The organism is Mesorhizobium erdmanii (assembly GCF_013170725.1).
Lineage (GTDB): Bacteria > Pseudomonadota > Alphaproteobacteria > Rhizobiales > Rhizobiaceae > Mesorhizobium > Mesorhizobium erdmanii.
Genome location: NZ_CP033361.1, coordinates 5,246,561 through 5,271,708 on the forward strand (window position 1 = coordinate 5,246,561; position 25,148 = coordinate 5,271,708).

At 63.9% G+C, this 25,148-nt stretch carries 20 protein-coding genes; 14 read left to right on the forward strand and 6 right to left on the reverse strand.

Going from position 1 to position 25,148, the window contains the following annotated elements:
* Nucleotides 1-6: 6 nt before the first annotated feature.
* The 4 genes from EB233_RS25560 to ftsZ all read right to left on the reverse strand — a co-directional run bounded on the left by EB233_RS25560 (nucleotide 7) and on the right by ftsZ (nucleotide 4,926).
* On the reverse strand, nucleotides 7-930 hold the full coding sequence (locus tag EB233_RS25560) for a carbohydrate ABC transporter permease (RefSeq protein WP_023777019.1): 924 nt from the start codon (nucleotides 928-930) through the stop codon (nucleotides 7-9).
* Nucleotides 931-1,090: 160 nt separating this feature from the next.
* The gene (locus EB233_RS25565) at nucleotides 1,091-2,536 is read right to left on the reverse strand and encodes an ABC transporter substrate-binding protein (protein WP_064989412.1); all 1,446 of its coding nucleotides are present in this window, start codon (nucleotides 2,534-2,536) and stop codon (nucleotides 1,091-1,093) included.
* Between the two features lie 45 nt (nucleotides 2,537-2,581).
* Entirely contained in the window at nucleotides 2,582-3,556 is a 975-nt protein-coding gene (locus EB233_RS25570; RefSeq protein ID WP_027055842.1) for a sugar-binding transcriptional regulator, read from the reverse strand.
* 335 nt (nucleotides 3,557-3,891) lie between these two features.
* Nucleotides 3,892-4,926 (reverse strand): cell division protein FtsZ, encoded by a 1,035-nt coding sequence (gene ftsZ, locus EB233_RS25575; protein WP_027055844.1) that lies wholly within the window; start codon nucleotides 4,924-4,926, stop codon nucleotides 3,892-3,894.
* Between the two features lie 440 nt (nucleotides 4,927-5,366).
* Between ftsZ and EB233_RS25580 the strand changes: the two genes are divergently transcribed.
* From EB233_RS25580 to EB233_RS25600, 5 genes are all read left to right on the forward strand, one after another.
* Entirely contained in the window at nucleotides 5,367-7,421 is a 2,055-nt protein-coding gene (locus EB233_RS25580) for a N,N-dimethylformamidase beta subunit family domain-containing protein (RefSeq protein ID WP_064989411.1), read from the forward strand.
* 189 nt (nucleotides 7,422-7,610) lie between these two features.
* Nucleotides 7,611-8,750: a C45 family autoproteolytic acyltransferase/hydrolase gene (locus tag EB233_RS25585; RefSeq protein WP_064989410.1), complete on the forward strand. Its 1,140-nt coding sequence runs from the start codon at nucleotides 7,611-7,613 to the stop codon at nucleotides 8,748-8,750.
* Nucleotides 8,751-8,932: 182 nt separating this feature from the next.
* Nucleotides 8,933-9,631 carry a GntR family transcriptional regulator gene (locus EB233_RS25590; RefSeq protein WP_064989409.1) on the forward strand — a complete coding sequence of 233 codons (699 nt, stop codon included), beginning with the start codon at nucleotides 8,933-8,935 and terminating at the stop codon, nucleotides 9,629-9,631.
* A 308-nt stretch (nucleotides 9,632-9,939) separates the two neighbouring features.
* Complete coding sequence (locus tag EB233_RS25595; RefSeq protein ID WP_064988762.1) at nucleotides 9,940-10,866, forward strand: IS110 family RNA-guided transposase; 927 nt, start codon at nucleotides 9,940-9,942, stop codon at nucleotides 10,864-10,866.
* 419 nt (nucleotides 10,867-11,285) lie between these two features.
* A complete protein-coding gene (locus EB233_RS25600; RefSeq protein ID WP_064988006.1) occupies nucleotides 11,286-12,641 on the forward strand; it encodes a glutamine synthetase family protein in 1,356 nt (451 codons plus the stop codon).
* A gap of 104 nt (nucleotides 12,642-12,745) precedes the next feature.
* Here EB233_RS25600 and EB233_RS25605 read toward each other — a convergent pair whose 3' ends face one another.
* The gene (locus tag EB233_RS25605) at nucleotides 12,746-13,606 is read right to left on the reverse strand and encodes a MurR/RpiR family transcriptional regulator (RefSeq protein WP_064988005.1); all 861 of its coding nucleotides are present in this window, start codon (nucleotides 13,604-13,606) and stop codon (nucleotides 12,746-12,748) included.
* A 181-nt stretch (nucleotides 13,607-13,787) separates the two neighbouring features.
* On the opposite strand from EB233_RS25605, the gene murA reads away from it, so the two are divergent.
* From murA to EB233_RS25650, 9 genes are all read left to right on the forward strand, one after another.
* Complete coding sequence (gene murA, locus EB233_RS25610; protein WP_064988004.1) at nucleotides 13,788-15,044, forward strand: UDP-N-acetylglucosamine 1-carboxyvinyltransferase; 1,257 nt, start codon at nucleotides 13,788-13,790, stop codon at nucleotides 15,042-15,044.
* Entirely contained in the window at nucleotides 15,041-15,919 is an 879-nt protein-coding gene (locus EB233_RS25615; RefSeq protein ID WP_064988003.1) for a glucosamine kinase nucleotide-binding domain-containing protein, read from the forward strand. The genes murA and EB233_RS25615 overlap by 4 nt, the downstream gene beginning before the upstream one ends.
* 169 nt (nucleotides 15,920-16,088) lie before the next feature.
* Nucleotides 16,089-17,012 (forward strand): N-acetylmuramic acid 6-phosphate etherase, encoded by a 924-nt coding sequence (gene murQ, locus EB233_RS25620; RefSeq protein WP_064988002.1) that lies wholly within the window; start codon nucleotides 16,089-16,091, stop codon nucleotides 17,010-17,012.
* 119 nt (nucleotides 17,013-17,131) lie between these two features.
* Nucleotides 17,132-18,649, forward strand: a complete 1,518-nt coding sequence (locus EB233_RS25625) for an ABC transporter substrate-binding protein (protein ID WP_064988761.1) — start codon at nucleotides 17,132-17,134, stop codon at nucleotides 18,647-18,649.
* A gap of 115 nt (nucleotides 18,650-18,764) precedes the next feature.
* Nucleotides 18,765-19,724, forward strand: a complete 960-nt coding sequence (locus tag EB233_RS25630; RefSeq protein WP_064988001.1) for an ABC transporter permease — start codon at nucleotides 18,765-18,767, stop codon at nucleotides 19,722-19,724.
* A complete protein-coding gene (locus EB233_RS25635; RefSeq protein ID WP_064988000.1) occupies nucleotides 19,724-20,563 on the forward strand; it encodes an ABC transporter permease in 840 nt (279 codons plus the stop codon). Before EB233_RS25630 ends, EB233_RS25635 begins: the two co-directional genes overlap by 1 nt.
* Nucleotides 20,560-22,308, forward strand: a complete 1,749-nt coding sequence (locus EB233_RS25640; RefSeq protein ID WP_064987999.1) for an ABC transporter ATP-binding protein — start codon at nucleotides 20,560-20,562, stop codon at nucleotides 22,306-22,308. The genes EB233_RS25635 and EB233_RS25640 overlap by 4 nt, the downstream gene beginning before the upstream one ends.
* 229 nt (nucleotides 22,309-22,537) lie before the next feature.
* Entirely contained in the window at nucleotides 22,538-23,542 is a 1,005-nt protein-coding gene (locus EB233_RS25645; RefSeq protein WP_064987998.1) for a serine hydrolase domain-containing protein, read from the forward strand.
* Between the two features lie 10 nt (nucleotides 23,543-23,552).
* The gene (locus tag EB233_RS25650; RefSeq protein ID WP_064988760.1) at nucleotides 23,553-24,668 is read left to right on the forward strand and encodes an anhydro-N-acetylmuramic acid kinase; all 1,116 of its coding nucleotides are present in this window, start codon (nucleotides 23,553-23,555) and stop codon (nucleotides 24,666-24,668) included.
* Here EB233_RS25650 and EB233_RS25655 read toward each other — a convergent pair whose 3' ends face one another.
* Complete coding sequence (locus EB233_RS25655) at nucleotides 24,669-25,097, reverse strand: GNAT family N-acetyltransferase (protein WP_064987997.1); 429 nt, start codon at nucleotides 25,095-25,097, stop codon at nucleotides 24,669-24,671.
* Nucleotides 25,098-25,148 lie beyond the last annotated feature (51 nt).

Genomic DNA, 25,148 nt, shown 5'->3' on the forward strand with positions numbered 1-25,148 from the left:
GGCCTCCTATGCCTGGCCACGGGCGCGTTCGCGCAGCCGCAGCCAGTTCTTGATGAAGATGTTGGAGAGGAAATAGGTGATCGCCCACAGGATGATCATCAGCGCCGCCGAGCGGCCGACATTGGTCGACTGGAAGAAGTTGAGATAGGCCTCGACCTGGAAGACGGTCAGCGTGTCGCCCGGCCCGCCTTGCGTCATCGCATAGATGATGTCGAACTGCTGGATGGAATCGAGCAGGCGAAACAAAGTTGCCGTCAGGATGTAGGGCGTCAGCATCGGCAACGTGATGCGGAAGAAGACGAAGCTTCGCGGCACGCCATCGAGTGCTGCCGCCTCGAAGGGTTGCGTCGGCAGGCTGCGCAGGCCGGCGAGCAGCAGGATCATGATGAAGGGCGTATAGACCCAGATGTCGACGAGCACGACGGTGAACAGCGCCGTCGACGGCGACGAAGCCCAGCGGAAATCCTGCAGTCCGATGAGGCTGGCGAGATAGCTGAGCACACCGAAGCCGGGATTGGTCATCAGCTTCCACATCAGCGCGGCGAGTGCCGGCGCCGTCATCAGCGGCATCAACAGCATGATCGAGATGAAGTTGTTCAGCGTCGAGCGCTTCTGCAAAAGCAGGGCGATGGCGAGGCCGAGAAGCAGTTCCAGCACGACGGTGGTGCCGGCATAGAGCAACGACACTTTGAGCGTGTTCCAGAATTTCGGGTCGGTGAAGAAGGAGATGTAGTTGTCACCCCAGTTGAACTGCCGCGCCCAGGGCTGGCTCAGCCGGTAGCGCTGGAAGGAATAGACGACCGAGGTCAGGAACGGGATCAGGATGCCGATGCAGACCAGCAAGGCCGGCAGGCTGAGCACATAGGGCAGCACGCGCTTGCTGATCCTGAAGCCGGATGGCTTGGGCCTTTGCGATACCACCGCAGTCATCGAGCTGCTCCGTTGTTGCTGTCGCTTCGCCCTGCCGGCCGCCCAAGGGAGCAAGGCGACCGGTCGGGCGAAATAGCGGTCACCTTCCGGCACCGCATCGCAAACGTGAAAAGTGTGTGATGGGGGCCGGCCCGCCAAGCAGGCCGGCCCCGATTGCGACTTAACCGAGGCCGGCTTCCTTGAGCTGGCCGTTGATGCTTTCGGCGAGCTTGTCGAGGCCTTCGTCGACCGGCACTTCCTTGGCCACCATCTTCTGCAATGTTGCCGCCCATTCGGTTGTGAGGTCGAAGAACAGCGGCTGCGCCGTGAACTTGATCGAGGCGCCGGCGGCCGAGGCGTCGAACATCTCGACATAGCCGGGATAGCTCTTGTTCAGCTTCTCGCGAAACATTTCGTCCTTCCAGACCGACTGGCGGACCGGATCGACGAAATCCATCTTGGTGGCGCCGAACAGGCCGTGCTCGGGACCCGAAGCCCATTGCAGGAAGTACCAGGTCGCGTCCTTGTCCTTGGAGAAATTGGACATCGCCAGCGACCAGATCCAGATGTTGGGCGTCGAGGCCTTGGCCGCGGGGTTGGCGGTGAAGGCGGCATAGGCAAGCTTGCCGGCCATCTTGTTGTCGCCGCCATTCATGAAGTAGCCGAGGCAGTCGGCGTCGAAGATCATCGCCGAGGCGCCGGCGCCGAGGTCGGTGCCGACCTGGTACCAGGTGTAGGTCGACCAGTCCTTGGGGCCGCTTTCCTGGATCATCTGCACCCATTTGGCGTGGAAAGCCTTGGAGCCGGCCGTATTCATCGCCGCCGCGAGCTTGCCATCGGCGGAAACAGTCAGGTCCTTCTCGTTGAAGTTGGCATAGGCCGACAGGAAGCCCGGATGGATCGTCGCCCAGGAGCGCGAGCCGCGGACGCCGATGCCGTAGACGCCACCGCCAATGTCCTTCTGCAGCTTGGCAGCCGTCGCGATCATCTCGTCCATGTTGCCGGGAACGCCGACGCCGGCCTTGTCGAACATGCCTTTGTTGTAGGTGATGTTGTTCTGCTCGAAGGCCCACGGAATGCACCACTGCTTGGCGTCTTCGGAACCGAGCGCACCGCCCGGCTTGCCGTTCCAGGCGCAGGACGACTTCACGCCCGGCAGGATATCGTCCCAGGCATAGTTCGGGTTGGTCTTGGCCGGGTCCTTGATCCATTCGTTGAGGTCGGTGATCCAACCGGCGGGGCCATAGGTCCAGGTCATGTAGGCGCCGGTCATGAAGGCGTCGTATTCGGGCGAGCTTGCCGACAGTGCCGCCGTCACCTTGTCGAAATAGACGTCTTCCGGGAACACGTCGTAGACGACGTTCATGCCGGTCAGTTTCTTGAAGTTCTCGAGGTCGGCGATCATCGCATCGGCATAGGGATGCTTGTTGAGCAGGAGCTTGATGGTCTTGCCCTTATGCGCCTGCCAGTCGAAATCGGCGGCGAGCGCGCGGGTCTGCCCCAGATTGAGCAGCGTACCGGCGGTGCCGGCGGCAAGGCCCATCGCACCCAGGCCCTTGATCAGTCCGCGACGGTCGACCTGTCCACGCAGGAAGGCGTCAATGAGGTCTTTCTCTTTCTCATGCATTTCGTCTTCTCCTCCACAGGGTAGTTTCAACCAAACTGATACCGGCTACCCGACCGGCGTCTCCTCCACGAGCGATCGCGCCGTCCGCTCGTCCGTTATCAGGCCCTTGAGATAGCGGCCTTCGAGCACCGACTTGATGGCGCGAACCTTGATCTTGCCGCCGGCGACGGCGACAATGCGGCGGCTGGCAATGTCCTCCCGCGTCAGCGCGAGCGCCCGGTTGGAAACGGTGGTCGCCACCGCCTTGCCGGCTTCATCGAAGAAATGACCGAGCAATTCGCCGACGCCGCCATTGCGGCGGATCTCCTCCATCTCGCCTTTCTCGATCATGCCGGTGGCGACCAGCGACGCCTCGCGCTCCGACGTGCCGATACCGGCGAACAACAGGTCAGCCGATTTGGCGAGATCGAAGACCTCGCTGATGCCCTTCTGCCCGAGCAGCACGGCACGGTCCTCCGCCGTGTTGGCGAACATCGGCACCGGCATGACATAGGCTTCGGCGCCGGTGCGCTCGGCGAGGCGGTGGATGACATCGTGCGGATTGGCCGAGAATTTGCGCGTCAGGCCGCCGAGCAGCGAGACGAAGCGGATCTTGTCGGTCGAGGTGCGCGGCAGATATTCCACGCAAGCCGCAAGCGTGCGGCCATGGCCGACACCGATCAGGGCCTCCTCGCCGCGCTCGATCTCGCGCTTGAGGAACTGCGCGCCGGCAATGCCGAGCGCCTTGAGCGGCAAATCCTCCGAATCGAAATCCGGAACCACCTCGCAATAGTCGAGGCCGTAGCGGCGGGACAGCTCGTCCTCGAGTTCGACGCATTCGGAGACTTCGCCGTCGATATAGACCTTCACCAGCCCTTCCTGGTTGGCCTTGGTGATGAGGCGGTGAGCCTTGAGGCTGGTCAGCCCCAGCCGCTTGGCGACCTCGGACTGGGTGAGGCCGCCGGCATAGTGAAGCCAGGCGGCACGTGTCGCCATGCTGGTTTCATCGTCGCGCAGGAGACCGTTGCCGAACCCTACCATTTCCGCCCTTTTGATATTTTTATCAGTTGCTGCAAAATTTTTCATAAGGCGCGATCAGAGTCAAGCGACCGATTGGCGCAAATCACACGCGGGTTCATTGAGGCCTGCACCCGCCACGCCGAAATCCGGCAACAGAAGCGGCTCGGCGGTGGTCCGCCAAGCCGTTCCAACTCACTGCTTTTTTATGGAAAAACTTGAATTTCAGGCGCGCCAAGGCGCGGCAGGCGCCACGAACAAAAGCCAGACCTCATATTAGCGTCAGCTGCGCCCGTACGCAGACCTACCGGCGCAAAAAGGGCAGGCCGAGCGAATGAGGCCGTCAGCTCAGGCCAATTCTACTGCAGCGTGCGCTGCGCGGACGGCGCATGACCATGCGCGACGCCGACACCGGCATCATCGGCGCCGATCGCACGGTCGAGACCGGTCGCCACCACGGAAACCCTGAAGCGGCCTTCCATGCTCTTGTCGAAGATGGCGCCGACGATGATGTCGGCGTCTTCATAGACCTCCTCGCGGATGCGGGTGGCGGCTTCATCGACCTCGAACAGGGTCATGTCGCGGCCGCCCGAAATCGACACCAGAACGCCCTTGGCACCCTTCATCGACACTTCGTCGAGCAGCGGGTTGGCGATCGCGGCTTCCGCCGCCTTCATCGCCCGGCTTTCGCCCGAGGCTTCGCCGGTTCCCATCATGGCGCGGCCCATGCCGCGCATCACCGACTTGACGTCGGCGAAGTCGAGATTGATCAGGCCTTCCTTGACGATGAGATCGGTGATGCAGCTGACGCCGGAATAAAGCACCCGGTCGGCGAAGACGAACGCATCGGCGAAGGTGGTCTTGGCATCGGCGATGCGGAACAGGTTCTGGTTCGGAATGACGATCACCGTGTCGGCGCTTTCGCGCAGCCGCTCGATGCCCTCCTCGGCCATCTGCATGCGGCGCCGGCCCTCGAAAGTGAAGGGCTTGGTAACGACACCGACGGTTAGTATGCCGGCCTTGCGCGCCGCCTGCGCGATGATCGGGGCGGCGCCGGTTCCGGTACCGCCGCCCATGCCGGCGGTGACGAAACACATATGCGTGCCGGCCAGATGATCCATGATCTCGTCGAGCGATTCCTCGGCGGCGGCACGGCCGATCTCGGGCAGCGAGCCGGCGCCGAGCCCTTCGGTGACGTGCGCGCCAAGCTGGATCAGCCGCGTCGCCTTCGACATGGTCAGCGCCTGCGCATCGGTGTTGGCGGCGATGAATTCGGTTCCCTGAAGCTGCTCCGCGATCATGTTGTTGATGGCGTTGCCGCCACCGCCGCCGACACCGATAACGGTGATCTTCGGTCTCATCTCGGAGATTTCCGGCTTCTTGAACTCGGCCATGCCTGCTTCTCCTTCGCCAATAGCGCGCGCTTCACGGCCCACCCGACCAATGCCTGCAAGACATTGCGATCGACCGGCATGACGCGAATCAGTCCGTTCGGATGGGTGCCCCAAAAAGCCAGAGAGCGGCGGCGCGTGCAAGTGCGCGAAAGGTCAAGATTTGTGATGAAGACGCCGACCTTGTTTGACCGGCCGTCGGCGTCCCGGCGATGACGGGCAATCCGGTTGCCTTCAGGACGCTTTGCGCTCTCGAAACCTCATTGGTTGCCCGTTGCCGAGGAGTACAAACAGGTAAACCTGATTTGACGTAGCCGCGGCAGCGCCGCAGACGCTGGGTGATGGCTGAAACGCGCCGGTCGCAAACCGCGAGATCCTCCCTTAGTGTGAATCAAAAACACGAGAGTGCGCCCACCGGTGTCGCGGCGCGGAGTTCCATCGAGATGAAGCATCCCGTCAATCATGGTGCCATGGCCGTTTCGGGCTACACGGTTCCCTGGCACACGGCGGCCGGAACGCCCGTTGCGCTTCACCTCTCCTCGCCGCGGCCGGTGCGCGATGCACGGATCGTACGGCTCGACACGCCCTCGGCCGAGTTCATGGACTGGCAGCTCGAACCGACCGGGAATGCCGCGTCGCATCGCGACTTCGACCATGGATCCTTCCTGAGGATCCCGGCGCCGGAACTGGCCAAGGCCGCCGATATCAGCGGCGTCGCCTTCGAGATGTATCTGACCCGCAATGACGGCGCTCGCGTGCTCTTCGAATGCGGCAATTTGCGTCTTGGATTGCAGGACGGGCGGCTGACGTCAGGCCATGACGGCAAGCCGCTGGAAATCGACGAGAGCTTGCCGGCGAACACCTGGCTCAGCGTCGAGATTTCGTCCGATGGCGGCGGGACGATCCTGAAGATCGGCTCCGACGACTTGTTGTCGCCGTTTCGCCTGCAGCGTCAGTTCGATCTGCGCTGGTCGCTGTCCGGTGACATGGTCTTCGGCACCAGCGCGGCAAACGATGTCAAAACGCTGAATGCCAAGTTTGCGGCGATCGTCCTGCAGACCGTGGCCGGACACATTGCCTGGACGTTCCCAACCTTGCTGCCAGGTGGGCCGATCGCCTCGACTGGCGCAGATCACGTTCTTTCGCTGGAACCGGTCAACCAGCCGACATTCTGCATGACCTCGCGCCGCTGGGATGGGTCGAGTTTCGATCCGCGTCTGGTGCCGTCGCATTACGATGCGGTGCATTGCCATGACGACGACATGGGCGCGCTGGACTGGCCCGCTTCATATCACCTGCGGATCCCGGCCGCGGCCTCTGCCGGCGTCTATGCCTTCGAAATCGGCCATGACGGCGGAGCGGAGCGCATCGTCTTCTTCATCACCTCGTCCTTACGCCGTGCGCCGCTATTGTTCCTGGTGCCGACGGCCACCTATCTCGCCTATGCCGATGAATTCCTGCCTGCGCATCTCTACGAATGGATGTGCGAGGATCGCGGTCATCGCTTCGCCATCGATAACAATCTGAAGTCGCTTTATGACTATCACAGCGACCTCAGCGGCGTGTCGATCGCTTCCTATCGGAAGCCGAAGGCGACGCTGCGCGACGACTACAATTATCCTCTGTGCGGCTGCCCGCACAACCTGCCGGTCGACCTGCATTTCCTCCGCTTCTGCCACAATAACGGCATCGCCTTCGATCTCATCACCGACCGCGACCTGCATGAGCGCGGCGTCGCGGGCCTGCGAGACTACCAGGCGGTCATCACCGGCAGCCATCCCGAATACATGTCGGTGGAGATGGAGCATGCGCTGCGCCAGTTCGCCGCGGCGGGCGGCGGCATCGCCTATCTCGGCGGCAATGGCTTTGCCGGCAAGGTGGCGTTCCAGGACGACCTGATGGAGCTGCGGCGTTCGCCGCTCGAGGCTGGCCGCACCTGGGACGGACCGATCGCCGAACAATCGCTGTCGATCACCAACCAGCCCGGCGGCCATCTGCGCGCCAGCGGGCGCGGCGAATTCTCGCTGACCGGCGTTGCCATCTCGCTGATGGGTTTCGACGGCGCGCGACCTTTTACGCGCACACTGCAAAGCCATGAGGCTTCCGCCGCATGGCTGTTCAAAGGGGTCGCTGGCGAGACCTTCGGCGACGAGGGCATCGTGCTTGGCGGCGCGGCTGGCTATGAGGTCGACGCCACCGACCCGCATCTCGGCACCTCCCCCGATACGATGGTCATCGCGCGCGCAACCGGCTTCCCGGACAGCTTCGTCCACGACGCCACGCGCTGGTACGAGGGCGGCGTGGAGGAACGCGCATCGCGGCGCTGCGCGGAGATGACGCTGCGCCATCTGCCTTCAGGTGGTTTGATATTTTCAGCGAGTTCAGTCGCCTGGTGCGGCGCCTTGCCGGCCGGCGACGCGATGAATGACGTCGGCAGGATCACGAAGAATTTGCTGACGCATCTTGCGGCGGCAAAGAGCCGGACGAACCCGGCATGACCGCGACGTCCACGAGCTTCAGGCGCAGGTGCTGAAGTCCATCCGCGAAGAGAGACCCGCCGCGCCGAGTTCGACTGAGCGTCGGGCCAGGAGCGGCTCATCGTTTCACCCAGAACGGCGCGGTGAATTCCGGCGCCTGACGAAATGGACTAAGGTCGAGCCCACCGGCAAAATTCGAGGTCTCGTTCCATGACGGCTATCGCGCCCTTTCCGCTCGTCGATGTGAGCGGAACACCAACCGAGCGCGGCAAGGCCTATGGCGAGCAGGCGCGCGGCCGCATCCATGCGTCGGTCGCGCTTTATGCCGCGCAGCTCGACCGGTTCGGCTTCGGCCAGAACGACGTCGAGCGCTTCGGCGACCTATTCCTGCCTCGCCTTCGGCAATGGGCGGCCGACCTCGTCGAGGAGATGGAAGGGATCGCCGCCGGCGCCAATCTCGATCTGCCCTCGATCCTGCTGGTCAATGCCCGCACTGAAATCCTGCAGCTGGCCAAGCGCGAGAAGGGCATATCCGACGACCAGCCGGACGGCTGCACGGGCGCGGTTGTCCTGCCGGAAGCGACGAAGGCCGGCCGGCTGATCCATGGCCAGAACTGGGACTGGCGCGCCGAATGCGCGGAGACATCGATCGTGCTGCGTATACGGCGCCAAGGCGGCCCGGACTTCCTCACCTTCACCGAGGCCGGCGGGCTGGCGCGCAGCGGCTTCAACGCGGCCGGCATCGGCATCACCGCGAACTATCTGGAATCCGATCGCGACTATCGCGACATCGGCATTCCGCTGCCCTTCATCCGCCGCCGCGTGCTGGAGGCGAGGCATTTCGCCCACGCCATCAAAGTGGTGGCGACGACGCCGAAGTCCTGTTCCAACAACATGATATTGAGCACCGCCGAGGGTTTTGCCGTCGACATCGAATGCGCGCCGGACGAAGCTTTCCCGATCTATCCCGAGAGCGACCTGATCGTGCACGCCAATCACTGGCAAAGCCCGGTCGCCTTATCGAAGCTGCGCGAGACAGGGCTCGGCGACGTGCCGGACAGTCTCTACCGTGACTATCGCGTGCGAGGGCATCTTGCCGCGCGGCACGGCGACATCACCGTCGACGACCTCAAGACGGCGCTGTTCGACGATTTCGCCGCGCCGTTCAGCGTCTGCCGCCCGGCGATCCGCGAAGGCGGCGGCAACCTCTCGGCGACGGTGGCGATGATCATCTTCGAGCCGGCCAGCGGCAGCATGGAAATCGCGCCGCTGCCGGCCGAGAACCGCAGCTTTGCCCGCTACGACCTGGCCATGGACGAAGCGGTCCTCAAGAAGGCGAACGAGCGGTAGCTTCACCATCGACCCTGTCCTTGGCCGCTTTGCCGCACGGCTTGCCGCGCAACGAGCGAGGCGTCTATCATGCGCCGATATATCGCTGGACTCGGCGTCCGCCGCGCTCCGCCCAACCCGGGATCATCCGCGGCTGCCGTCGTCAGGGAAGATTTCAGAACGAATGAAGCACCACCCCGCCAATGGCCGATAGAACACAATTCGGGTTGACCGCCGTCGACACCGTTCCCTTGCACGAAAAAGTCTATCTGGAGCTGGTCAGGGCCTTGATGTCCGGCCAGTTCCTGCCCGGCCAGAAGCTGACATCGCGCAAGCTTGCCAAGGAACTCGGCACCAGCGACATGCCGGTGCGCAGCGCCTTCATGCGACTGCAGGCGCTGCGGGCGCTGAGCCCGATGCCGAACGGCAGCGTCGAGGTGCCGGTCATCTCCGCCGACCGGTTCTCGCAGCTCACCGCCGTGCGCACGATCCTCGAAGGCTCGGCGACGGAGCTCGCGACAAAGCGCATCAACGGCAACAATCTGCGGACGATCCGCCGCCATTGCACGGAATTGACCCTGGCGGCACGCGGCGGCGATATCGACAACTATCTGAGGAAGAACCACGACTTCAAATTCTCGATCTACCGCCATTGCGGCAACGAACAGATGATCTTCCTGATCGAGACCGTGTGGATGCAGGTCGGCCCCTTCCTCAGGAATCTCGCCATGGGCTTCGAGGACGATCTCTCCTCGATCCTCGACATCGACTATCATGAGGAAGTCGTGGCGGCGATCGAGGCGCAGGACGCGGCGCGCGCCCGCGCGGCCATCGTGCGGGACATCGAAGAGGGTGCGGCACACATCCTGCGGCAGGCCAGATTTCCGGATGTGAGCGGCTAGGACTGGGGGCTCGCGAAAGGCGACTGTCGTCCAGCGGATCATCGTGGAGCTTCGAGATTGCCGGACGCCTTACCAACTTCGTCATCCCCGGGCGAAGCAGGAGCGAAGCTCCGGCGCGGAGACCCTGGGATCCTGTGTGTTTGTTCAGTGTTATGGTCGAAGTGGGAAGGAAACCGAAGGGATCCTGGTCGCCCATTTCTGGACAGGCCGTGGCATGGCTCGGTTCCTTCCCACCGGTGAACCATCAACCTGAACAGTTGCACGGGGCTGTTAGCTGCAGACCCCGCACCACAGGAAGAGGCGTGGACATGATAATGCAGAACTATGTCGGCTGCGACATCTCCAAGCAGTGGCTCGATTTTTTTGATGAGGCAAGCGGTCGTTGTCAGCGCATAGACAACCATGCCGATGCGATAGCTGCTCATGTGGCAGGCCTTCACCCCGGCCAGGATTTTGTGGTCATGGAAGCGACAGGCGTCCATGACCGGCTGCTGCGCCATGCCCTGGCCAAGGCAGGTGTGGCGTTCTCGCGGCACAACCCGACACACACCCACAATTATGCGAAGTCGACGGCGCGACGCGCCAAGACCGATCCTCTCGACGCCAGGATGCTGAGCGGCTATGGCCGCCGCTATCACCCTGAAGCCGAGCCGGCGCCGCGTGAGGAAGACGAACATCTTCAATCGCTTGCCCGCTACCGCGATCAGCTGGTCGATACCAGGGCAAACTTGAAGAAGCAGCTCAGTGAGGCTTTTGATGAGATCGTCATCGCCGGGTTCGAAGAGATGATCACTGACTTCAACACACGCATCAAGGCGCTCGAGGCCCGGATCGCACAAGTCATTCGTCAGAACGAGGGCACTGCCCGCGACAACGCTCTGATGGTCTCCGTGCCCGGGGTCTCCAAGGTCACCGCGCTCTCGCTCCTGGCGCTCCTGCCCGAGCTCGGCCAGCGCTCACCCAAGTCGATCGCCGCACTCGTCGGCCTTGCCCCGTTCGACAACAAGAGCGGCAAGCTCAGGCGCAGGAGCCAAATCCAGGGTGGCCGAGCACGCGTGCGCCGCGCCCTCTACATGGCAGCTCTCGGCGCTATTCGAGCCTGTGACCGGTTCAAAGCGTTCTACAGCACCATCGCTGCACGATCCGGCTCCAAGAAACTCGCCATCATCGCCGTCGCCAGGAAGCTTCTCGTCGTCCTCAACGCTATCATCCGAGATCAAAAAGCTTTCGCTTGAACACAGTTGCCATGCCGTGATCTTGGCCGTGGGGTGCAGCGGAGCAGAATTCTGCAGCGCGGCGGCGCTCCAGAGTCCCGGCATGGATCCTCGGGTCTCCGCGACGCCGCTCCCGCCCCATGCTCCGCCCGTGGATGACGACGCGATGGATGTCTCTGCCAATCACCAAGGGCCGCGGTCCGGCGCCGCAAGTGACCGAAACCCCCTTGGCTTTCCGCCTTCTTGTCTCTATGTTGCGATCGCAGATCGCGCAAATGGTTTTGAAAATGCCTCCCGACATCCCGATTAGTGACTTGAAAAAATAAGAGAAAATACTTGGCAAAGGCCAGATATTTTTCTCCCAAAACTCACAAGCACTTTTTACCGGGGATAGCGCAGCCGACAGGGCTTGGGCACCTTCGAAAACCTGAGGTTTGAAATTGAGCGATGCAATTGCGGACGTCCTAAGCTGGCTTGAAAGCCGAAGCGACATACAGAGCCTGAGGGCTGCAGTGTGCGACCTCAACGGGGTCATGCGGGGAAAACGCATCCCCGTCGAGCAGGCGCGCAAGGCGCTGGAGGGCAAGCTGCGCATGCCCTATTCGCTGATCGGCCTCGACATCTGGGGCGAGGATATAGAAGGCAACACGCTGGTTTTCTCGACCGGCGATGCCGATGGTCTTTGCCAATGGACGGGACGCGGCATCCTGCCTGTGGACTGGACAGCGCATCCGACGGCACTGGTGCCGCTCTGGCTCGCCGATGAAAGCGGTGCACCCTATCTCGGCGATCCCCGGCGGGCGCTGGCCCGCATCCTCGACCGCTACAAGGCGCTCGGCCTCACCCCGGTGGCGGCGACGGAACTCGAATTCTATCTGGTCGATCCGCAATCGCAGCGCCCGGTCGGGCCTGTCTCGCCGGTCACCGGGCGGCGTCTCGATTCCGATGCGGCATTGTCGATCGACGAAATCGACGATTTCGAGGCCTTCATCCACGACGTCTACGAAGCCTGCAGGGCGCAAGGCATTCCCGTCGACACGGCGATCGCCGAAAACGGCGTCGGCCAGTTCGAGATCAATCTGAACCATGTCGCCGATGCCCTGCGGGCGGCCGACGATGCGGTGCTGTTCAAGCGCACGGTGAAGGGCATCGCCCGCAAGCACGGCTTTGCTGCCTGCTTCATGGCCAAACCCTATGGCGACCGGGCCGGCAACGGCTTTCACGTCCATTTCAGCCTGGTCGACGGCGAAGGCCGCAACGTGTTCGACGACGGCACCGATCAGGGCTCGGAAACCATGCGCCATGCGGTCGGCGGGCTGCTGGCAGCGATGGCCGAGAGCACGCTGGTCTTCGCACCACATTTCAACTCCTATCGCAGGCTTCGCCCGCGCTCCTATGCGCCGACCGCGGTCGCCTGGGGTTACGAGAACCGCATGGTCGCGATCCGCATACCCGGCGGTCCGACCGGGGCGCGCCGCATCGAGCATCGCGTGTCGGGAGCGGACGCCAATCCCTATCTGGTGCTTGCCGCCATATTGGGCGCTGCCCTGATCGGTATCGAAAGGCAGATGTCGCCGGGTGACCCGACCGGCAGCGATGGCCAGGGCGTCGTGCCGGCCAAACTGCCGCCGGACTGGGCCTCCGCCATCGCTACTTTCGAAAGCGGGACGCATGTGGCGGAGATCTTCCCGGCGATCCTGCGCGACTCCTTCGTCGCCTGCAAACGCCAGGAGTTGAACACCTTCGCGCTCAATGTCAGCGACTTCGAGATCGAGACCTATCTGGAAAGCGTTTAGGCCGGGTTGACCAACGGCATCGCCAAGAGCACACACGACTTAGTAGCCATGTGCCGACCCCGCCGGCGATGATCCTCCGACCAACAGACGGCGGATGCCCGCGCTTATGAAGACCGCTCCGCCTTCAGCACCGAGACCGCCGCCTCGCTGTTGTGGACGTAATCGTTAGCGTCCGGCTGCCGCTGCACCAGGAGGATGAACAACAGGTCGGTCAGCGTCAGCTGCGCATCGCGCGCGGTGATGGAGGAGGAGCGCGCGCGCTCTTCATCGGCGATGGTGTAGAGGCGGATATCGGCGACGCGGCTCAGCGGATTGTCGTGCAGGCCGGTGACGGCTATCACCATCGCGCCGCGCTTGCCGGCAAGCTCGGCGATGCGCAAGGTCTCGATGCTGGCGCCGGAATAGGACAGCGCGAACAGCACGTCGCCCGCCCCCAACGTCGCGGCATTGGCCATCTGGATGTGGCTGTCGCTGTCATGCAGCACGTTGCGGCCGAGCTTCATCAGCTTGTAGGAGAAATCGCGCGCCACCAGCGAGGAGGCGCCGACGCCGACCAGATGGACGCGGCGCGCGCCATCCAGCAGCTCCACCGTGCGGGAAATGATGCGTTCGCTGTTGGCGGCGACGGTCTGCTGCATCGACAGAAGCTTGCTGCCGATCAGTTTCTTGAGGATGACCGGATAGGTGTCGCCGACCTCGATCGAACCGTGGATGACGCCGGCCGGCACCTGCCAGTCCTGCGCCTTGGCCTCGCTGACGGCGAGCTTGAGCTCCTGGTAGCTGGCATAGCCGAGCTTCTGGCTGAACTTGACGACGCTCGACTGGCTGCGGCCGATCTCGGCGGCAAGGGCGGCCGTCGACAGGCGCAGCATCGCATCGGGATTGTCGACGATGTACTGGCCGATCTCGCGATCGCCGGGCGCCATGCCGTCGAGCTTCGCATTGATCTTCTTTAGAATGGACATGGATCCCCTGAAGCGCTGCGCTGCTCGATGCCAAAGGAATAAAATATTCCAATTTCGATTGACAGCCAAGAACGCAGAATTAATTCTCGGTCTGGATTGGCGAAAGCCCCGGGATTCGAGGCAGGCCTGCCGGAGCGCGAAACCGGGCCTACCGCCCGTTTCGCGACACAAGGGTTCAGCCATGGACAGATTGCGCATCGTCGGCGGACGAAGACTGGAAGGCGCCGTCACCATTTCCGGTGCCAAGAACGCTGCCCTGCCGCAGATCGCGGCGGCCCTGCTCAGCCCCTACCGGCTCGAACTGAGCAATCTGCCGGCCGTGACGGACGTCGAAAACATGCTCGACGTGGTGCGGCTTTATGGCGCCGAGGTGACGCGATCGGCGCACGCCGCGACGATCGACACCAGCGCCGCGGTTTCGAAAGAAACGTCTTATGACACGGTGCGGAAAATGCGCGCGACGGTGCTCGTTCTGGCGCCGCTGCTCGCCCGTTTCGGTCACGCGCGGGTTTCGTTGCCTGGCGGCTGCGCTATCGGTGCGCGGCCGGTCGACATGCATGTGGCGGCGCTCGCGGCATTTGGCGCCAAAATCGCGATCGAGAACGGCTCGATCGTCGCCTCGGTCCCGAATGGATTGACCGGCACGCGCATCGTGCTCAGTTCGCCATCGGTCGGGGCAACCGAAACCGCCATGATGGCGGCGACCACGGCCAGGGGCGAGACCGAAATCCTCAACGCCGCTCGCGAGCCGGAAGTGGCCGATCTCGCCGCTTGCCTCATTGCCATGGGGGCACGCATCGAGGGCGCCGGCACGCACCGCATCCTGATCGCCGGCGACACCGGCTGGCATGCGGCAAGGCACGACATCATTCCGGACCGCATCGAGGCCGGCACTTATGCCATTGCCGCGGCGATCACCGGCGGCCAGCTCGAACTGACGCATGCCCGGCTCGAACACATGGCCTCGGTGGTGCAATTGCTCGAAGCCACCGGCGTCAGCGTCTGGCCCGGCGATCGCGGGCTGATCGTCTCGCGGGAGAGGCCGCTCAAGGCCGCCGACCTGACGACGGAACCCTATCCGGGTTTTCCGACCGACCTGCAGGCGCAGTTCATGGCGCTGATGTGTTGCGCCGACGGCGCATCGCTGCTGCGCGAAACAATCTTCGAGAACCGCTTCATGCATGTCCCCGAACTGATGCGGCTCGGCGCCAATATCAAGCTGCAAGGCACGACGGCGCTGGTGCGCGGCGGCGCGAAACTGCACGGCGCGCAGGTGATGGCCACCGATCTGCGCGCTTCGGTGTCGCTGGTGCTGGCCGCACTGGTCAGCGAGGGCGAGACCATCATCAACCGCGTCTACCATCTCGACCGCGGCTATGAGCAACTGGACCGCAAGCTGCGCCTGTGCGGCGCCGACATCGAGCGGCTGAGCGCATGAGCGGCGCGGGCTATTTCCTCGGCATCGACGGCGGCGGCACCGGTTGCCGGGCCCGCATCGAGGATGCGGAAGGCACCGTGCTGGGACAAGGCCTGTCAGGTCCGGCAACAACCCGGCTCGGCATCGACGCGGCCTGGGCTTCCATCGCCAAAGCTTTTGGCGCGGCGCTCGACGAGACGGGGTTCGGGCCAGCCGAGACCGCTAGGATTCGCGCCGGCATCGGCCTTGCCGGTATCGGCCGCAAGGGCGCTCTCGAAGCGCTGCGGGCAATTACGCATCCGTTCGCCAGCATCGATTTCGTCAGCGACGGCGTCGGCGCCTGCCTGGGCGCGCATTCCGGCAGGGATGGCGCGATCGTCATTGCCGGTACCGGCTCGATCGGCCTCGGCTTCGTCAACGGGCGTGACCTGCGTGTCGGCGGCTACGGCTTTCCGATCTCCGATGATGGCAGCGGCGCCGACCTTGGGCTGAAGGCGGTGCAACTGGCGCTGCGCGGCCATGACGGCCGGCACGAGCGGACGGCGCTGCTGGCGGAAGTGATGCAGCGCTTCGAGGGAGAGCCGATGGAGGCGGTCGCCTGGATGGACCGCGCCAGCGCCACGGACTATGCCGCGCTGGCGCCGATGGTGATGCGCCATGCTGACCAGGGCGATCCGGCCGGACGACGCATCGTTCAGAGCGCGGCCGAGCAGATCGACACGCTGGTGCGGGTACTGTTCGAAAAGGGCGCGCCGCGCGTGACCTTGCTGGGCGGCCTTGCCAGCCCGCTTGAACCCTGGCTTTCGCCTGATGTGCGGCGCCGCCTGAAGCCTCCTGACGGCGACGCCGTTTCCGGCGCCATCATCCTTGCCAAGAGATCGCTCGGCGCAGAATAGATAGGAATAAAATATTCCAATACCCTGTTGACGATGCGAATATTCAATTCTAAAAAGTTAACAGGCGAAAACAAACAGCGACGGGCGAACCCATCGTCCGCGCGGGCTGGTGCCGGCTGGAGAGCCATGCTTGACGCCGGTCGTGCGGCAGAAATTTGAAAGTACTGGAATGACCGAGCAAGGGTTGATGTCCGAGCTGGACGGGCTGGTTTCCGAAGGCCGGAACCCGAGGACTGTCGATATCGACCTGCTGCCGACCATCGACGTGCTGCGCAAGGTCAATGACGAGGACAGGATTGTCCCGGCGGCTGTCGAAAAGGTGCTGCCAGACATCGCGGCGGCGGTCGATCGGATCGTCCTGGCCTTCCGCAAAGGTGCGCGGCTGGTCTATATCGGCGCCGGCACCAGTGGTCGGCTCGGGGTTCTCGATGCTTCGGAATGTCCGCCGACCTTCGGCGTGCCTGAAGATATGGTGATCGGCTTGATCGCCGGCGGTCCGGAGGCGCTGGTGCGGTCGACTGAAGGCGCCGAGGACGATCCGAAGATGGGCGCACAGGCGCTGCGGGAGATCAACCTCACACGCGACGACGTTGTCGTCGGCATCGCGGTCAGCGGGCGCACGCCCTACGTCATCGGCGGGCTGAATTATGCCAAGCAGTTAGGTGCCGCCACGGTGGCGCTGTCCTGCAATCCGGCGTCGACTATTGCCGGCATCGCCGACATCGCCATCTCGCCGGTCGTCGGCCCGGAAGTACTGACCGGCTCGACCCGGCTGAAATCGGGAACCGCGCAGAAGCTCGTGCTCAACATGCTGACCACCGCCTCGATGATCCGCATCGGCAAGAGTTTCCAGAACCTGATGGTCGATCTCAATCCGTCCAACAAGAAGCTGGTGGCCAGGGCGATCAGGATGGTCATGCAGACCACCGGCTGCACGGCGCAGCAGGCCAGACAGGCGCTTCACCAGACCGGTAACGACGTGAAACTGGCGATCCTGGTGACGATAACAGGCATGGACGTCGAGGCAGCGCGGGCTGCCCTCGCGAAGGCCGGAGGCTTCCTGCGAAAGGCAATCGGCGGCAACACGGCCTAAAGCCGCACGGGACAAGACGGCGCGAAGCCGCATAGACTGGGCCGACCAAAGCATGTGTGTCTTGGAAGCGGTCGGCAGAAACGGCAAGGCATCAAGTCAAATCATAATGGGAGATGAAAATGACAAGGCACCTCACAAGAACATTGCTGTCGGGCATTGCGGTTGCCGCGATGCTCGGCGTGGCTGCGGTTTCGGCGCAGTCGGCGACGCTGCACATGGCCTGGTCGCAGGACGCCACCGGGCTTGATCCACACAAGCAGACGGCGTTTTCGTCGCTGCGGCTTCTGGAACTGATCTACGAGCCGCTGGTGCGGGTCGATGCCAGACTGCGGATCATCCCTGCCATCGCGACGTCCTGGGAATTCTCCAAGGACGGCAAGGAGCTGACCTTCAAGCTCGATCCCAAGGCGAAGTTCCAGGACGGCACCGCCGTGACCTCGGCTGACGTCAAGGCCTCGTTCGAACGCATTCTCGACGAAAAGACGGGCGCGGCCGCTCGCGCCAATTTCCTGTCGATCGCTGGCATCGACACCCCTGATGCGGCCACCGTCGTGTTCCATCTCTCGCAGCCCGACGTGCCGATCCTGACCGCGATGAGCGACGTCAACGCGGCGATTGTTCCAGCGGCCGAAATCAAGGCCGGCTCGATCGGCACCAAGGCGGTTGGATCGGGCCCGTTCAAGCTCGACAAATGGGACCCCAACGCCAAGGAAGTCCTGAGCGCCAACAAGGACTGGGCCGGCGGAGCGACGGGCGTCGACGGCATCGAGATCAGCGTGCTGCCGGACGAAGCGGCGATCCTCGCCGCCATGCGCACCAAGCAGATCGACTTCGCGCTGCTCAACGACCCGCTGGTCGCCACGCTGGTGCCGAAGGAGGCCAGCCTGCAACTGAACCGCGTGCCGGTGCTGGCCTATCACGTGCTGCAGCTCAACCCATCGCGCAAGCCGATGACCGAGCTCAAGGTGCGCCAGGCAATCTCCTGCGCCATCGACCGGCAGGAGGTGCTCGACACCGCCTCGCTCGGCGAAGGCAAGGTCACCGGACCGCTGACTATCCCGGCGCTGGCGACCGATCCGAGCCAGCTGTTCTGCTACAAGCGTGACGTCGACAAGGCCAAGAAGCTGATGGCGGAGGCCGGCTTCGCCGATGGCTTTTCAGCAACCGTGATCGGCGCCACGGGAGAGCCGCCGACGGCGGCGGCGGAAGCGCAGGTCATCCAGTCGCAGCTCGCCGAGATCGGCGTCAAGCTCGACATCAAGATGATGGAGCTCAACGTCTATGTCGATGCCTGGCTGAAGGGCGATTTCGACATGGCGATCGCGCTGAATGGCGGCCGTGCCGACCCCTACACCATGTACAACCGCTACTGGACCAAGGCAGGCAATCTGCAGAAGGTGGCCAACTACATCGACGATACGCTGGACAGCCAGATGCAACAGGGCCGCGCCGAGACCGACCCGGAAAAACGCAAGGCGATCTTCACCGCGTTCGAAAAGCACCTCGCCGAGATGTCGCCGTGGATCTGGCTCTACACGTCCTACAGCTACACAGCCCAGCAGAAGAATATCGCCGGCTTCGTGCCGACGCCGACGGGCACGCTGTTCAGCCTGAGCAAGGTTACCATCCAGCAGTAGCCGCAACAGCATTAGAGCCGGATAGAGCATGATGCCTGGACAAACGGCGCCCGTTTGTCCGAGAAAACCGCTCACACTTTTCGGCATCATGCTCTAGACGAGAGGACTTCTTCGCGTGAACTATCTGATGCGGCGACTGGCGACGTTTCCTCTCGTCCTGCTTGGCGTGTCCATCCTGGTCTTCGTGGCGATCCGTTTGGTGCCGGGCGATTCGATCACGGCGATGCTGGGGACGGAGGCTGGCCTGCTGACGCCGGCGCAGCGAGATTCGCTCGCCGCATATTTCGGCATCGATCAGCCCTGGTTCGTCCAGTACTGGCGCTGGATCGGCGGTATCCTGCACGGCAATTTCGGCATCTCGGTCACCTATGGCAGGCCCGTGCTCGACGTCATCCTCGAGCGCTTCCCGCTGACGCTGGAACTGGCCGTGCTTTCGATGATCATCGCGCTTGCCGTCGGCATGCCGGCGGGTATCTATGCCGCCACGCATAATGAAAAACCCTCCGATCTCGGCGTGCGCATCGTCGCCATGATCGGCCAGTCGACGCCGAGCTTCGTGCTTGGCCTGTTGATCATCTACACGCTGTCGGCCGGCTTTGGCGTACTGCCAGCGATGGGCGAATTCGCCCCGCTCTGGCAGGATCCCCTGCGCAATCTCAGCCAGTTGATCCTGCCCGCCATCACGCTTGGTTTCGCCTTCGCGGCTTCCGTCACGCGCATATCGCGCTCGGCCATGCTCGATGTGCTGGGCGACGATTACGTGCGCACGGCGCGCAGCAAGGGCGCGTCGGCGCGCAGCGTGATCTGGCGGCATGCGTTGCCCAATGCGCTGATCCCCGTGGTGACGCTGAGCGGCATCGAGTTCGGCTACCTACTGGGCGGCGCCGTCATCGTCGAGCAGATCTATGCCCTGCCCGGCCTTGGGCGCATGGTGCTCGACTCCATCCTGCAGCGCGACTACGCGCTGGTGCAGGGAGCCGTGCTGTTCATCGCCTTCAACTTCATGATCGTCAATCTCCTGGTCGACCTCGCCTATGTCGCGCTCGATCCGCGCATCCGGCTGGGGGAGCAGTGATGCGCATCCTGCGCGCCATTTTCAGCCACGGCAGCGGCCGCATCGGCGGCTTCATCGTCGGCATCTATCTGCTGATCGCCGTCCTCGGGCTGCTCGGACTGACGCCGCACAATCCGATCACGCAATACCGGATCGACCGGCTGCATCCGCCCAGCGCCGCCTACTGGATGGGCACCGATCTGTTCGGCCGCGACGTCGCCAGCCGGTTGATGGCGGGCATTGGGCAATCCTTCACGGTCGCCTTCTTCTCGGTGGCCTTCGCCACCCTTGCCGGCACCATACTCGGGCTGGCCGCCGCTTGGCTCGGCCGCCGCTGGGACGGCGTGGTGATGCGCCTCATGGATGTGCTGCTGGCTTTCCCGGCAATCCTTCTGGCGCTGCTCATCGTTACCGTCGCCGGGCCGGGCATATGGACCAGCGTCGTTGCCATCGGCATCGTCTACACACCGATCTTCACGCGCGTGGTGCGCGGACCTGCCCTTTCGCTCAAGGCGCGCGAATTCGTCGATGCGGCGCGCACCTTCGGCAGCAGTTCGAGCTATATCGTCACGCGCCATCTGCTGCTCAACCTGGTGGCGCCGCTGACCGTGCAGGTGACGCTGGCGCTGGCCTGGGCGCTGCTGACCGAGGCTGGCCTGAGTTTCCTTGGGTTGGGCACACAGCCGCCCGCCGCTTCGCTCGGCCTGATGCTGAGCGACAGCCGCAACCTGATGGAAACCGCGCCTTGGCTGATGATCTTTCCAGGGCTGACCATCATGGTCAGCATCCTCGGCTTCAACCTTCTGGGTGATGCCTTGCGCGATATCCTCGACCCCAGGATGCGGAGGGTACCGGCATGACCCCCCTTTTGTCCGTATCCGACCTTCGCGTCGGCTTCGGCCGCAATCCGCAAGCCAATGAGGTGGTGCGCGGCGTCAGCTTCGATCTGGCGGATGGCGAGACACTGGCCATTGTCGGCGAAAGCGGTTCGGGCAAATCGGTCACCGCGCTGTCGATCAACCGGCTCATCGATTTCGGCGGCGGCCGTATCACCGGCGGCGCGATGACACTGAAGCGTGCCGACGGCAGCCTGTTCGACCTGATGACCGCCACCGAGGCGCAACTGACCGGCATTCGCGGCGCCGAGATCGGCATGATCTTCCAGGAACCGATGACCTCGCTCAATCCGGTGCTGACTATCGGCTCGCAGATCGAGGAATCGTTCCGGCTGCATAGAGGCCTTACCGGCCGGCAAGCGACAGTGGCGGCCAGGGATGCGCTCGACCGCGTGCGCATTCCCGATGCCGCGCGGCGGCTGAAATACACGCCCAACCAGCTTTCCGGCGGCATGCTGCAACGGGTGATGATCGCGATTGCGCTCGCCTGCAATCCACGCCTGCTAATCGCCGACGAGCCGACCACCGCGCTCGACGTCACCGTGCAGGCGCAGATCATGGCGCTGCTGGCCGAGCTGAAACGCGAGACCGGCATGTCCGTCATCTTCATCACCCACGATATCGGCCTGGTTGCCGGTATCGCTGACAGAGTGATGGTGATGCAGAACGGCCAGGCCGTGGAGCAGGGCGAGCTGAACCAGATCCTCGACAGGCCGCAACACCCCTACACGCAGCATCTACTCCACGCCGTGCCGCATTTCGCCAACGGAAGCGCTGCACGCGTGGACGGACAGCGCGACAAGGGCGCAGCCGAGGAACCGGCCCTGGAGGTCAACGGCCTGGTAGTGCGCTTCCCCCTCAAGAGCAATTTCTTCAGCCGCGCGACAGGCGCCGTGCACGCCGTCGACGGGGTCGATTTCGACCTGATGCCAGGAGAGACTTTGGCGATCGTCGGCGAAAGCGGTTCGGGCAAATCGACCACTGCCAAGGCGGTATTGGGGCTGGTGCGCTCGACGCGCGGCAGTTTCTCGGTCGGCACTCGAAAGACCGCCGCCGGACACAGCGCCAAGCCCGTGCAGATGGTGTTTCAGAACCCCTATGCCTCGCTCAATCCGAGACTGACCATCGAAAGCATCCTGGCCGAGCCGGTGATCGCCACCGGCGGCCGCGTGAATGCCGAGACGCTGGCGAGGATGGCGAGCCTGCTGGAACGCGTCGGCCTGCCCAGGAATAGTCTGGAGCGGTATCCGCACGAATTTTCCGGCGGCCAGCGGCAAAGGCTGTGCATTGCACGTGCATTGATGCTCAACCCGTCCGTGGTCGTTCTCGATGAAGCGGTGTCGGCGCTGGACGTTTCGGTGCAGGCGAAAGTGCTGGAACTGCTGGTCGACCTGCAGCGCGAGTTCGGGTTGGCCTATCTGTTCATTTCGCACGACATGGCGGTGGTCGAGCGCATCGCGCACCGGATCGCCGTCATCTATGCCGGCCAGATCGTCGAGATCGGCGACGCGGCTTCGGTGCTGTCGAAGCCCAGGCATTCCTATACGAAGAAGCTGATATCAGCTGTTCCGACCATCGAGCGGCGGCGCGAGCATTTCGAGCTGGATACAAGGCAGGTGCCGTCGCTGGTACGGCCGCGGGGGTTCGAGCCGGCGCCGGCGCGGTGGGAGACGTTTGGCGCGGATCACATGGCGAGGGTGGAAGGGTGATGGGTGGTGCGCTGAGACATGTTCAGTCGGCGGGACAGCGCCCCCCTCTGCCCTGCCGGGCATCTCCCCCGCTAGGGGGGAGATCGGCAGTTGAAGCGTCCCACTCGCCTCCAAGCGTCGCAGATTGGCGAAGGCCGGGGTTAAGTCCAATCTCCACCCTAGTGGGGGAGATGTCCGGCAGGACAGAGGGGGGCGCGAAGGATCGCGACCTTTCCGATGGAGGCTGTTCTTGAGCGACCTCGCCCGGCTGTTCGACCGCGCTTTCGCACCGCTGGCAGATGCAGTGGCCGCCAAGCGCATTCCCGGCGGCGTCCTCGGCATCGTCGAGAGGAATGGCCACCGCATGACCAGGGCGATCGGCGCCGCGCAACTCGTGCCGAAGTACCGGGTGATGGACGTCGAGACCTGGTTCGACCTGGCGTCATTGACCAAGGTCATATTCACGACGCCGCGCATTTTGAAACTCGCGGAGGACGGCATCATCGATCTCGACGCACCGCTGATCTCGGCTCTGCCAGACCTTCGCCAGTACGATCAGCTGGCCTGGGAACGGAAGGTGACGTTCCGCCAATGCCTGGGACATCAGACGCCCTTCCCGGCCGTCGAACCGATCTACACTTACGGACGCGATCCGGAGCTGCTGCGCGCCTTCATCCTGCAACGCGAATGGCGCGCCCGCGAACCGGTCTATTCCGACATCAATTTCATCCTGCTCGGCTTTGCGCTGGAGCGGCTGTCGGGCAAGGCCATCCGCGACATGGATCCCGGGCCTGGCTGTGCCTGGTCCACGGAACCCGATGCCTCGGCCGCGACCGAGGACTGCACTTGGCGCCATCGCGTTCTGTCCGGCGAGGTGCATGACGACAATTGCTCGGCCCTGCAGGGCGCAGGTCATGCCGGCCTGTTCGGAACGGCCGCCTCCGTGCTCGATTTCGCGCGAGGCCTGCTGGACGGCACGGGCGCCTCCCAGCGATCGATCGCGCTGATGCGCGCGCCCTTGTCCGCCACCCGCACCCATGGCTGGGAGCGTCCGTATGAGGGCTGGTCTGGTGGGGCCTTGTGCAGCCTGGGAACCATTGGCCACACCGGCTTCACAGGTACCGGCCTGTGGATCGATTTCGACAGGGGCAAGGCATGGACCTTGCTCACCAACCGGATCCATCCGACACGTCATTTCGACAGCGGAATCGTTTCGTTGCGGCAGGCGGTCGGCGATCTCATGAATGGACTTTAGGAGCTGGATGATGGAACCAATCTGGGCCGTGGGCCTGATGACCGGCACGGTGCTCGACGGCAACATCGACGTCGCGCTGATCAGGACCGATGGCGATCGCATTGATGATTTCGGCACCTACCGGCTGATGCCCTATCCCCAGTCGATCCGCTCGCTGCTGGAGGAGACACTGACCGCGGCCAGAGCCTGGAATTTTGTCGGACCGGAGCCAGCGATCTTCCGCAAGGCGGAAGAAGCCCTGACGCGCGCCCAGTCGGCGGCGGTCAGGGAATTGGTCGAAGGCCATGGCATGACGATGGCCGATATCGGCGTCGTCGGCTTCCACGGCCAGACAGTGCTGCATCGCGCGCCGCAGGTGGGACGGCTCGGCCAGACCCGGCAGCTCGGCGACGGCGAGTTGATGCACAGCATATTGGGCACCAAGGTCGCCTATGATTTCCGCTCGGCCGACATGCGCGCCGGCGGGCAAGGCGCGCCCCTGGCCGCCGCCTATCACACCGCGCTGATGCGCGGCGCCGGCGCCAGCGGCGAGGTCGCCGTGCTCAATCTCGGCGGTGTCGCCAACATCACCTGGTGGGACGGCGCCGACAATGTCGTCGCCTTCGACACCGGCCCCGCCAACGCGCCGCTCAACGATTTCATCAAATCGAAGGGCCTCGGCGAGATGGACCGCGACGGCGCGCTTGGCCGTGCGGGAACGGTCGACGAGGCAAGGCTCGCCAAGCTGTTGCAGCATCCTTACCTCAGCAAGCCTTACCCCAAATCGCTCGACCGTTTCGATTTTGGCGCCGCCATGGCCGATGGCCTGAACGCCGAGGATGGCGCGGCCCTGCTCACCGCCTTCACCGCAGGCGCCATCGGCAAGGCGCTCGACCTTCTGCCGCACCGGCCGAAAAAACTGGTGGTCAGCGGCGGCGGCCGCCACAACCCGACGATGATGGCAATGCTGGCGAGCCGCGCCGGCGTTGAGGTGGTGCAGGCCGAGAGCCTCGGCTGGAGCGGCGACGCGGTGGAGGCGGAGTGTTTCGCCTTCCTCGCGGTGCGCGTGCTGCGCGGCCTGCCGATCAGTTTTCCAAGCACGACCGGCGCGCCGCAGCCGATGCGTGGCGGAAAGCTCGCGGGCTGATCACTCGGTAGGCAGCCTCTTCTGCAGGAAGATGCGGCTGCGGCCGACCGGGAAATCGGCCAGCGTGCCGAAGGGCTGATAACCCTGGCGCTGGTAGACCTTGGCGGCGTTGGGGCTGAAGGTGTCGATCAACGCGCCATGGCAGCCGCGCGCCACGGCTTCCTGTTCAGCAGCATCCAGCATCCGGCCGGCCATATGCTGGCCACGCAGTCTTTCATCGACCCACAGCCATTGCACATAGAGCCAGCCCCAGGCGGTGTAGCCGGAAATGCCGGCAACCACCGCGCCCTCCTCGTCGCGCACGAACACGGCGAGCGCTTTCCTCCGCGACGCCCCGACATCGCCGTCGTTGAACGCCGTCAGCCGCTCACTGAGAAAGGCGAGGTCTTCCGGCGAGGGGTTTGCCGTGGCTTCGAGTGTCGTCTTCATGGCTCTTTCAGAAAATGCTCGGCTGGAGGGGATGTAGGGTTATGAAGCGTG